Source organism: Alphaproteobacteria bacterium (assembly GCA_030740435.1).
Taxonomy (GTDB): Bacteria; Pseudomonadota; Alphaproteobacteria; order UBA2966; family UBA2966.
This window is the reverse complement of the sequence record JASLXG010000203.1, coordinates 1-9,325: the sequence shown is the minus strand read 5'-3', so window position 1 is coordinate 9,325 and position 9,325 is coordinate 1. Positions and strand designations below refer to the sequence as shown.

The window sequence follows — 9,325 nt, the reverse complement described above, 5'->3', positions numbered from 1 at the left end:
GTGTCGGGCTCTACCACCGGAGCCAATCGGGGGCGGCGAAACGGCGGCAATGCAAACCAACATTCTCCGTTTCTTGAAGTTGACGCTCGATTCGGTTCGCGATCTGGCGCCGATCATCGTCGTCATCGGATTTTTCCAGCTCGTCGTACTGCAGCAGCCGATTCCCAATCTCGGCGAGCTCGTGGTCGGCGTGATCCTGGTGCTGCTGGGATTGACGCTGTTTATCCAGGGCCTGGAAATGGGCCTCTTCCCGGTCGGCGAGAGCATGGCCAACGCCTTTGCCCACAAGGGCAGTTTGTTCTGGCTGCTGGCCTTTGCCTTCGCGCTGGGCTTCGGCACCACGGCGGGCGAGCCGGCGCTGATCGCCGTGGCCGCCGAGGCCGCCACCGTGGCCGCCGCCGCCGGCGTGGTGGCCGACGATCAGGCGGCGCAGGATACCTACGCCTTCTATCTGCGCTTCACGGTGGCGATCTCGGTCGGCATCGCCCTGGTGGTCGGCGTGTTCCGCATCCTCAAGGGCTGGCCGGTGCATTATTTGATCATCGGCGGCTACGTCTGCGTGGTGATCATGACCTTCTTCGCGCCCGCCGACATCATCGGCATCGCCTACGATTCCGGCGGCGTCACGACCTCGACCATCACCGTGCCCCTGGTCACGGCGCTGGGCGTCGGCCTGGCCCAGACCATCCGCGGCCGCAACCCCATGATCGACGGCTTCGGCCTGATCGCCTTCGCCAGCCTGACGCCGATGATCTTCGTCATGGCCTTTGGCATGATCTGGAACCTGGTGGGGTGAGCGGGCGATGATCGAACTCCTGATCACCTTGGCCAAGACCTTCGGCAGCACGATCAAGGACGTCGTGCCCATCGCCGCCGTGATCTTCGGCTTTCAGTACCTGGTGATCCGCAAACCGCTGGCCAACCTGCGCAGCATCGTCATCGGTTTCATCTACGTCGTGCTGGGCCTGACGCTGTTTCTGGTGGGCCTGGAAAAGGCGCTGTTTCCGCTCGGCAAGCTGATGGCCCAGCAACTCACCGACCCGGCCTTCATCCACGGTGTCGGCGTGGTGGTCGAAAGCGTGCGCTGGCAGGACTACGCCTGGGTCTACGTTTTCGCCGCCGCCATCGGCTTCTCGACGACCATCGCCGAGCCCTCGCTGATCGCCGTGGCCATCAAGGCCAACCAGGTCTCGGGCGGCGGCATCGGCGTCTGGGGCTTACGCATCGCCGTCGCCATCGGCGTCGCCTTCGGCGTCTCCTTGGGCACCTTCCGCATCGTCACCGGCACGCCGCTGCACTGGTACATCATCGTGGGCTATGTTCTGGTCATCATCCAGACCATGAGGTCCGAACGCACCATCATCCCGTTGGCCTATGATTCGGGCGGCGTCACGACTTCGACGGTGACGGTACCGCTGGTGGCGGCACTGGGCCTGGGCCTGGCCTCGACCATCCCGGGGCGCAGCCCATTGATGGACGGCTTCGGGCTGATCGCCTTTGCCAGTTTGTGCCCCATCATATCGGTCATGAGCTATGCTCAGATCACGGCCTGGCGCCAGCGCCGAGCCAAAGCGCAAAGGAGCACTGAATGAGATTCAAGCTGATCATGGCTCTGGTCGACGACCATCAGACCGAAACCGTTCTCGATGCCGCGCGTGAGGCCGGCGCCACCGGCGCCACCGTCATCACCTCGGCCCGGGGCGAGGGTTTGAACCCGGAAAAGAGCTTCCTCGGCCTCGACCTCACCGGGCAGCGCGATCTGCTGCTGTTCCTGGTGGCCGAACAGAAGAGCCGCGAGATCCTCGAGCACATCGCCGTCGCCGGCCGCTTCAACGAAGAGCACGGGGCCGGCATCGCCTTCCAGGTCGGCATCGAGGATGCCGTCGGCCTGAAGACCCAACTGAATACCCTGTTCCACGAAATCGAAGACGAGATATGACCACAATTCCCTATATCCAAGTCAGCCAGGTGATGAAGACGGAAGCCCACCGGGTCGACCCCATGCTGCCCGTGCGCCAGGCCATGGCCCTGATGCACGAAAAGGGCGTGAGCTCGCTGATCATCGAACGACGCGACGAAAAGGACGAATTGGGCCTTTTGTCGGTCTCCGACATCGCCCGCGAGGTGATCGCCAACAACATGTCGTTGGACCGCGTCGACGTCTACGAGGTGATGTCGAAGCCGGTGCTGACGCTGGCCGCCGAGATGGACATCCGCTATGCCGTGCGGCTGCTCAGCCGTTTCGGCGTCTCGCGCGGGCTGGTCGTCGACCATGATCGCAATCTGGTGGGCATCGTCACCATTCGCGACATGGTGCTGGCCTACGTCCACCACGAAGAAGGCGGCGTCGAGGCCTGACGGGCGGCTTCCGGGCCAGCCCGGAGAGCGTTTGCACCATGGCAGAGCCACCGCGGGCAGTGCTGGTAACTGGTGCGGCCAAGCGCATTGGCCGGGCCGTGGCGCTCGACCTGGGCCACCACGGCTGGGACGTCGTGGTGCACTACGACCGCTCGGCCGCCGAGGCCGAGGAGGTGGCGGCCGAGATCCGCGGCCTGGGCCGCCAGGCAGTGGCCCTGGCGGCCGACCTGGCCCGGGAAGAGGAAGCCCAGGCCCTGGTGCCGCGGGCCAACCAGGAGCTGGGCCCGCTGACCGCGCTGGTCAACAACGCCTCGGTCTTCGAACACGATTCGGTGGCCACCGCGAGGCGCCAATCCTGGGACCACCACGTCGAGATCAACCTGCGCGCGCCCTTTGTGCTGATCCAGGCCTTTGCCGGGCAATTGCCCGCCGGCCTCGAAGGCAACGTGGTCAACATCATCGACCAACGGGTCTGGAACCTGACCCCGGAATTTGTCTCCTACACCATCTCGAAGACCGGGCTTTGGACCCTGACCAAGACCCTGGCGCTGGCGCTGGCCCCGGAGATTCGGGTAAACGGCGTGGGCCCTGGCCCGACGCTGCCCAGCGGCCGCCAGACCGCGGCCCAGTTCGAGGCCCAGTGCCGTTCGATGCCCTTGGGCCGGGGCACCACGCCGGCTGAGATTTGCGCCGCCATCCGCTATATTCTGGCCGCTCCGGCCATGACCGGGCAGATGATCGCCCTGGATGGCGGCCAGCACCTGGCCCGCACCCGCACCGGCCCGGGCGGCCAGATCCCACAGATCCCACAGACCCCCGAGTGACCCGAGCCCCTGCCCGAGCCCCTGCCCGAGCCCCTGAATGACAACGCCATGAGCCAAGCCGCAAAACCCCTTCCCACACTGCTGCCGGGCAAAACGCCGGCCGACGCTCTCGACAGCGTCTTCATCCGCGACCTCGAACTCGGCGCCTCGATCGGCGTGCACAAGCACGAGCGCAGCGACAGCCAGACCGTGCGCATCAACGTCGAGATGTCGGTGCAGAGAGGCACAAAGGACAAAGTCGAAATCGAAGACGATCTGGTCAACGTGGTCAGCTACGAAGACGTGGTGCTGGGCATCAAGTCAATCATCGCCCGAGGCCACATCAATCTGGTCGAAACCTTGGCCGAACATATCGCCGGACTTTGCCTGGCCGATGGCCGCGTGGCGTGGGTTCTGGTACGGGTCGAAAAACTACATGCCATCGCCGAGGCGGCAAGCGTCGGCGTTGAAATCGAACGCCGGCGAGAGCAATCCTGAAGCTAGCCCGCCGCAACTTTGTTTCGCGAAACAGCGAGTTGTGCACAGGGGATGCCTGGCAGTCATGACCGGTAAGAAAATGAAACAAACTAAAGTCAGCCCCTGGGACAAAAGACCTTGACTTTGAATTGTTACACAATATCAAATTCTTAGCCAAACTGCCTATTTTTTGTGCAACCCGGTAAAACCCTAGCGTTCGTGGTGCTTCGGTGCCCGATTGGCCGCCTTCCCCACAGAATTCTCCACAGCTTTCGTGGAAAGGTTCACGCCCCCGTTACCGACAGCCCAGCTGACGCCAAGGTGGCACTGGAGTTCAGCGCTTGACCCGACAGCGGCAGTCGCCAAACTAGGGCGCCAGGATACCGCGCCATGACCGGACCAGCCAAGCAAGCAAGCCAAGACGACGCCGAGGGCAGCGGCAACGACGGCGGCGAGACAGCTACCCGGGGTGACAAGGCGGGGGCTCGGCGCCAGGGGCCGGTGGGAAGCGCGCTCGAGAACGGCCGCCAGGTGATCCAAAATCACCTCAAGACCCTGCCCGGGCGGCCCGGCGTCTATCGCATGATCGATGCTGGGGGCACGGTGCTCTACGTCGGCAAGGCCAAGAGCCTGAAGAAGCGTGTCGCCTCCTACACCAAGTTCAAGGGCAAGAGCATCCGGGCGCTCAATCTGATTGCGCGCACCAAAGACATGGAGTTCATCACCACCCACACCGAGGTCGAGGCGCTGCTGCTGGAGGCCAACCTGATCAAGCAGCACAAGCCGCCTTTCAACGTGCTGCTGCGCGACGACAAGTCGTTTCCCTACATCGTCATTACCGGCGGCCACGATTGGCCCCAGATCGCCAAGCACCGGGGGGCGCGCAATCTGCCGGGCGAATACTTCGGGCCCTTCGCCTCGGCGGGGGCTGTCAACAACACCATCAACACGCTGCAACGCGCCTTTCCGCTGCGCAATTGTTCCGACAGCACCTTCGCCAGCCGTACCCGGCCCTGCCTGCAGTACCAGATCAAGCGCTGTACGGCGCCCTGCGCCGGCCGCATCAGCGAGGCCGACTACGGCGCCGACGTGGCCCAGGCCCGCGACTTTCTCAAGGGCCGCTCCAGCCGCATCCAGCAGGCCCTTTCCAAACGCATGCACGAGGCCGCCGGGCGCCAGGAATACGAGGCCGCCGCCGTCTTTCGCGACCGCATCCGGGCGCTGAGTTCGATCCAGTCGCGCCAGGACATCAACCTCTTGAAGCTGGGCCAGGCCGACCTCATCGCCGGCCACCAAGAGGGCGGCCAAACCTGTATCCAGGTATTTTTCTTCCGCTCGGGCCAGAACTACGGCAACCGCGCCTACTTCCCGGCCAACACCCGGAACTTGTCCGTGGCCGAGGTGCTGGCGGCCTTCCTGGGCCAGTTCTATGCCCGCCGCGCGGCGCCGCGCCGCATCCTGCTGAGCGACGCCGTCGAGGGCCAGGCGCTGATCGAGGAGGCCCTTTCCCTGCAGGCCGAGCAGGCCGTGCGCCTCGAGGTGCCAAGGCGCGGCGGGAAAAGGAAACTGATCCAGCATTGCATTGCCAACGCCATTGATGCGCTGGGCCGGCGGCTGGCCGAAAGCGCCACCCAGCGCCGTCTGCTCGAGGGCCTGGCGCGCGTCTTCGGCCTCGACGCCGCGCCGGCCCGCATCGAGGTCTATGACAACAGCCACACCGGCGGCAGCCAGGCCGTCGGCGCCATGATCGTGGCCGGCCAGGAGGGACTGATCAAGAACCAGTACCGCAAGTTCAACATCAAGGACACGGCCCTGGAGCCGGGCGACGACTACGGCATGATGCGTGAGGTCTTGAGCCGGCGCTTTTCACGCCTGCTGCGCGAGGACGCGGACGGCGCCCCCCGGTCGCACCCCTTGTGGCCCGACCTGGTGCTGATCGACGGCGGTGCCGGCCATTTGGCGGCGGCGCAGCAGGTTTTTGCCGATCTCGGTCTCGAAGGCGTCGAACTGGCCGCCATCGCCAAGGGCCGCCAACGCCATGCCGGGCGCGAAGTGCTGCACATGAGGGGCCGCGCCCCTCTGGCGCTGGAGCCCAGCGACCCGGTGCTCTATTTCCTCCAGCGCCTGCGCGACGAGGCCCATCGCTTCGCCATCGGCAGCCACCGGGCCAAGCGGGCCCGCCAGCTGGCGCGCTCGATCCTCGACGAGGTGCCGGGCATCGGCCCCAGGCGCAAGCGGGCGCTGCTCAACCACTTCGGCTCGGCCCGCGCCGTCTCCGGCGCCGGCTTGGCCGATCTGGAACAGGTCGAGGGTATTTCCAACGCCGTGGCCAACGCCATCTATGACCATTTCCATGGCGAGGGCTGAATTTGGCAGGACCCGCTTTCTCGCCTATATAGATAGCTCCACGGAACAGGCAAAAAAACACGCCCTCGGGCGTCTGCATGCCCATGATATCCAGTCTACCGAACCTTTTGACGCTGTCGCGGATCTTCGTCATTCCGGCCTTGATCGGCACATTTTTCTTCGTCGAAGGGGCGGCCGGCAACTGGCTCAGCCTGGGCCTCTTTGCCGCCGCCGGCATCACCGACTTTCTCGACGGCTACCTGGCCCGCCAGTGGGGCATCCAGACCCGGCTCGGGCGCTTTCTTGATCCGGTGGCCGACAAGCTGCTGGTGGTCGCCGTGATCCTGCTGTTGATTGCCTTCGACCGCATTGCCGGCTGGACCGTGCTGGCCGCCATCGTCATCGTCTGCCGCGAGATCCTGGTCTCGGGTTTGCGCGAATTCCTGGCCGAGATCCGCGTCGGCATGCCGGTCAGCGCCCTGGCCAAGTGGAAAACCACGGTGCAGATCCTGGCCCTGGGCTTTTTGCTGGCCGGCGAAGCCGGCGATGCCCTGCTGCCGTCCACGACCATCGGCACCTGGGGCCTGTGGATCGCCGCCGCGCTGACCCTCTATACCGGATACGATTACCTGCGTGCCGGGCTCGATCACATGCGCCACGAGGATGACGGCGGCGGCGGGGAAAGCGGCTCGCCATGAAGGTCTTCGGCATCGCCGGCTACAGCGGCAGCGGCAAGACCACGCTGCTGGTGCGCCTGTTGCCGTTGATCATCGCCCGCGGCCTCAGCGTTTCGACACTGAAGCACGCCCACCACACTTTTGAAATCGACCAGCCGGGCAAGGATAGTCACAGCCACCGTCAGGCCGGCGCCACCGAGGTGATGATCGCCTCGGCCCAGCGCTGGGCCCTGATCCACGATATCGAAGCAGAACCCGAGCCCAGCGTAGAGGAATTGCAGGCCCACATGACGCCGGTCGATCTGTTGCTCATCGAGGGCTTCAAGGACGGCCCCCACGCCAAGCTCGAAGTGCACCGCGAAGCCACCGGCAAGCCGCTCTTGCAGCCCGACGACCGCCACATCGTGGCCATCGCCAGCGATACCGAAATCGAGGCCAGCAGAGACATCCCGGTGCCGCGGCTGGCGCTCGACGACACCGCCGCGATCGTCGACTTCGTGCTGGCGCATTGCGGCCTGGACGGGGCTCGGGCATGAAACTCTCCGACGACCGCTTCGCCGGCGCCGAGCGGCTGTTGACCGCGGCCCAGGCGCTGGATCTGCTCGACCAGCGCATGGCGCCGGCCACGGCCAGCGAAACGCTGACGCTGCGCCAGGCCCGGGGGCGCGTGCTGGCGGCCGACGTGGTCTCCGATCACGACGTGCCGCCGCACGACAATTCGGCGGTCGACGGTTACGCTTTCGCCTTTGCCGACCTCGAGCCCGAGGGCGACAGCCGCCTCAGGCTGGCCGGCCGGGCGGCCGCCGGGCAGCTCCCCGAGGGCGCGGGCGGCGGCGGCCGGGCGCTGCGCATCTTCACCGGCGCCATGATGGCGCCCGGTTGCGACAGCGTGGCCATGCAGGAGGACTGCCGCGTCGAGGGCCAGACGGTGATCGTGCCGGCCGGGCTGGCGCGGGGCGCCAACCGCCGGCTGGCCGGCGAGAACATCCGCCGCGGCGATCGCATCCTCAGCGCCGGCCAGCGCCTCAGGCCTCAGGACATCGGCCTTGCCGCCTCGGTCGGGCGGGCTGAACTCGAGGTCTACAGGCCGCTGCGCGTGGCCATATTTTCCACCGGCGACGAGATCCGCGAGCCCGGCGACGAGCTCGGGCCGGCTGGCATCTTCGACGCCAACCGCTACCTGCTGATGGGGCTGTTGGACGGCCTGGGCGTGACGCTCAGCGATCTCGGCATCCTGCCCGACCGCCTCGACGAGGTGCGCCAAAACCTGGCCGCGGCGGCCCGCGATCATGATCTGCTGATCACCTCGGGCGGCGTCTCAGTGGGTGACGAGGACCACGTGCGCCTGGCCGTCGAGGAACTGGGGCGCTTGCACTTTTGGAAACTGGCCATCAAGCCGGGCCGGCCGCTGGCGCTGGGCCAGGTAGGCCCCGTGCCCTTCGTCGGCCTGCCGGGCAACCCGGTGGCCGCCATGGTGACCTTCCTGCGCTTTGCCCGGCCGCTCATCTTGCGGCTCGGGGGGTGCAACGACATCACGCCAGCCCTCTTTCGCGTCACCGCCGATTTCGACTACAAGAAGAAGCCGGAACGCCGCGAGTATGTGCGGGCACGCTTGGCGCGCTTGGCCGACGGCAGCCTGGTGGCACGGCCCTTCGAGCCTTCGGGCTCGGGCATCCTGCGCTCCATGGTCGAGGCCGACGGCCTGGTCGAGTTGCCCGAGGAAATGAGCGAGTTGCGGGCCGGCAGCGTGGTCGATTTCCTGCCCTTCAACGAGGTCGGATCGTGAAGCTTCTTTATTTCGCCTGGCTCAGAACCAGGATCGGCATCGCCCAGGAAAGCGTCGTCCTGCCGGCCGAGGTGACCACGGTGCGCCAATTGGTGGCCTGGCTGGCCAGCCGCGGCCCGGCCTACGCCGAGGCGCTGGCCGATCCCCGGGTGGTGCGGGTGGCGGTCAACGAGGAATACGCCCGCGACGACGACGCCGTCAGCGACGGCGACGAAGTGGCGCTGTTTCCGCCGGTGACGGGGGGCGGGACCAGACCATGATCCGGGTGCAGCGCGACGATTTCGACGTGGCCGCCGAAACCCGCCGGCTGGTTGGTGAAAACACCTCGATCGGCGGTGTCGTTACTTTCGTCGGCCTGGTGCGCGAGGGCGAGGGCGACCAGCGCATCTCGGCCATGACGTTGGAACACTATCCCTCCATGACGGAAAAAATGCTGCGGCGCATCGAAGCCGAGGCCCACCAGCGCTGGCCGCTGGATGCCTCGCTGATCGTGCACCGCGTCGGCCGCATGGTGCCGGGCGACCGCATCGTGTTGGTCATCACCGCCTCGGCCCACCGCCAGGCGGCCTTCAAGGCCTGCGAGTTCCTCATCGACTGGCTCAAGACCAAGGCCCCGTTCTGGAAGCTCGAAGAAGGCGTCACGGACGCGTCTCAAGAAGGAAAATGGGTTGAGAGCCGCGAGAGCGACACCGAGGCTGCCGCGCGCTGGTCGAGGGGCTAGTTGTCGAGTGCGGCCTGGCTGCCCGCCTCTCAACATGGGTAACAGTTTTTCGTCATGACATAGGTTACAGTTTATTGGAGTTAGCGGTCAGTTTCGTCCGTCTGGTTTGCTTGATGGGCATGATGCGGTGCATTTTATTCTCTCCCTTGATGGTGCC

The 9,325-nt window shown here is 65.9% G+C and carries 12 protein-coding genes; all 12 read left to right on the top strand.

Annotated elements, in window-relative coordinates; genetic code table 11:
• Positions 1-49 precede the first annotated feature (49 nt).
• The 12 genes from QGG75_19425 (at position 50) to QGG75_19370 (ending at position 9,168) form a co-directional block, all read left to right on the top strand.
• On the top strand, positions 50-796 hold the full coding sequence (locus tag QGG75_19425; protein MDP6069400.1) for a DUF1538 domain-containing protein: 747 nt from the start codon (positions 50-52) through the stop codon (positions 794-796).
• 7 nt (positions 797-803) lie between these two features.
• Entirely contained in the window at positions 804-1,592 is a 789-nt protein-coding gene (locus QGG75_19420; protein ID MDP6069399.1) for a DUF1538 domain-containing protein, read from the top strand.
• Positions 1,589-1,939: a P-II family nitrogen regulator gene (locus QGG75_19415; GenBank protein MDP6069398.1), complete on the top strand. Its 351-nt coding sequence runs from the start codon at positions 1,589-1,591 to the stop codon at positions 1,937-1,939. Before QGG75_19420 ends, QGG75_19415 begins: the two co-directional genes overlap by 4 nt.
• Positions 1,936-2,358 carry a CBS domain-containing protein gene (locus QGG75_19410; GenBank protein ID MDP6069397.1) on the top strand — a complete coding sequence of 141 codons (423 nt, stop codon included), beginning with the start codon at positions 1,936-1,938 and terminating at the stop codon, positions 2,356-2,358. Before QGG75_19415 ends, QGG75_19410 begins: the two co-directional genes overlap by 4 nt.
• 38 nt (positions 2,359-2,396) lie before the next feature.
• Positions 2,397-3,182: an SDR family oxidoreductase gene (locus QGG75_19405; protein MDP6069396.1), complete on the top strand. Its 786-nt coding sequence runs from the start codon at positions 2,397-2,399 to the stop codon at positions 3,180-3,182.
• Positions 3,183-3,230: 48 nt separating this feature from the next.
• Complete coding sequence (locus tag QGG75_19400; protein MDP6069395.1) at positions 3,231-3,659, top strand: dihydroneopterin aldolase; 429 nt, start codon at positions 3,231-3,233, stop codon at positions 3,657-3,659.
• A gap of 369 nt (positions 3,660-4,028) precedes the next feature.
• Positions 4,029-6,005 carry an excinuclease ABC subunit UvrC gene (uvrC, locus tag QGG75_19395; protein MDP6069394.1) on the top strand — a complete coding sequence of 659 codons (1,977 nt, stop codon included), beginning with the start codon at positions 4,029-4,031 and terminating at the stop codon, positions 6,003-6,005.
• Positions 6,006-6,088: 83 nt separating this feature from the next.
• Positions 6,089-6,682, top strand: a complete 594-nt coding sequence (gene pgsA / locus QGG75_19390; protein MDP6069393.1) for a CDP-diacylglycerol--glycerol-3-phosphate 3-phosphatidyltransferase — start codon at positions 6,089-6,091, stop codon at positions 6,680-6,682.
• Positions 6,679-7,197 carry a molybdopterin-guanine dinucleotide biosynthesis protein B gene (gene mobB / locus QGG75_19385; protein ID MDP6069392.1) on the top strand — a complete coding sequence of 173 codons (519 nt, stop codon included), beginning with the start codon at positions 6,679-6,681 and terminating at the stop codon, positions 7,195-7,197. The genes pgsA and mobB overlap by 4 nt, the downstream gene beginning before the upstream one ends.
• Positions 7,194-8,447 carry a molybdopterin molybdotransferase MoeA gene (locus QGG75_19380; protein MDP6069391.1) on the top strand — a complete coding sequence of 418 codons (1,254 nt, stop codon included), beginning with the start codon at positions 7,194-7,196 and terminating at the stop codon, positions 8,445-8,447. The genes mobB and QGG75_19380 overlap by 4 nt, the downstream gene beginning before the upstream one ends.
• Positions 8,444-8,707, top strand: coding sequence for a molybdopterin converting factor subunit 1 (moaD, locus tag QGG75_19375; GenBank protein ID MDP6069390.1), 264 nt, complete (start codon positions 8,444-8,446; stop codon positions 8,705-8,707). Before QGG75_19380 ends, moaD begins: the two co-directional genes overlap by 4 nt.
• Positions 8,704-9,168, top strand: coding sequence for a molybdenum cofactor biosynthesis protein MoaE (locus QGG75_19370; GenBank protein ID MDP6069389.1), 465 nt, complete (start codon positions 8,704-8,706; stop codon positions 9,166-9,168). Before moaD ends, QGG75_19370 begins: the two co-directional genes overlap by 4 nt.
• Positions 9,169-9,325: the final 157 nt, after the last annotated feature.

Bases quoted from the DNA above. Each gene is read 5' to 3' on its own strand.
- mobB (MDP6069392.1), top strand. From the start codon at position 6,679: ATGAAGGTCTTCGGCATCGCCGGCTACAGCGGCAGCGGCAAGACCACG.
- QGG75_19425 (MDP6069400.1), top strand. From the start codon at position 50: ATGCAAACCAACATTCTCCGTTTCTTGAAGTTGACGCTCGATTCGGTT.
- QGG75_19400 (MDP6069395.1), top strand. From the start codon at position 3,231: ATGAGCCAAGCCGCAAAACCCCTTCCCACACTGCTGCCGGGCAAAACG.
- QGG75_19420 (MDP6069399.1), top strand. From the start codon at position 804: ATGATCGAACTCCTGATCACCTTGGCCAAGACCTTCGGCAGCACGATC.
- pgsA (MDP6069393.1), top strand. From the start codon at position 6,089: ATGATATCCAGTCTACCGAACCTTTTGACGCTGTCGCGGATCTTCGTC.
- QGG75_19405 (MDP6069396.1), top strand. From the start codon at position 2,397: ATGGCAGAGCCACCGCGGGCAGTGCTGGTAACTGGTGCGGCCAAGCGC.
- QGG75_19370 (MDP6069389.1), top strand. From the start codon at position 8,704: ATGATCCGGGTGCAGCGCGACGATTTCGACGTGGCCGCCGAAACCCGC.
- QGG75_19415 (MDP6069398.1), top strand. From the start codon at position 1,589: ATGAGATTCAAGCTGATCATGGCTCTGGTCGACGACCATCAGACCGAA.
- QGG75_19410 (MDP6069397.1), top strand. From the start codon at position 1,936: ATGACCACAATTCCCTATATCCAAGTCAGCCAGGTGATGAAGACGGAA.
- uvrC (MDP6069394.1), top strand. From the start codon at position 4,029: ATGACCGGACCAGCCAAGCAAGCAAGCCAAGACGACGCCGAGGGCAGC.
- QGG75_19380 (MDP6069391.1), top strand. From the start codon at position 7,194: ATGAAACTCTCCGACGACCGCTTCGCCGGCGCCGAGCGGCTGTTGACC.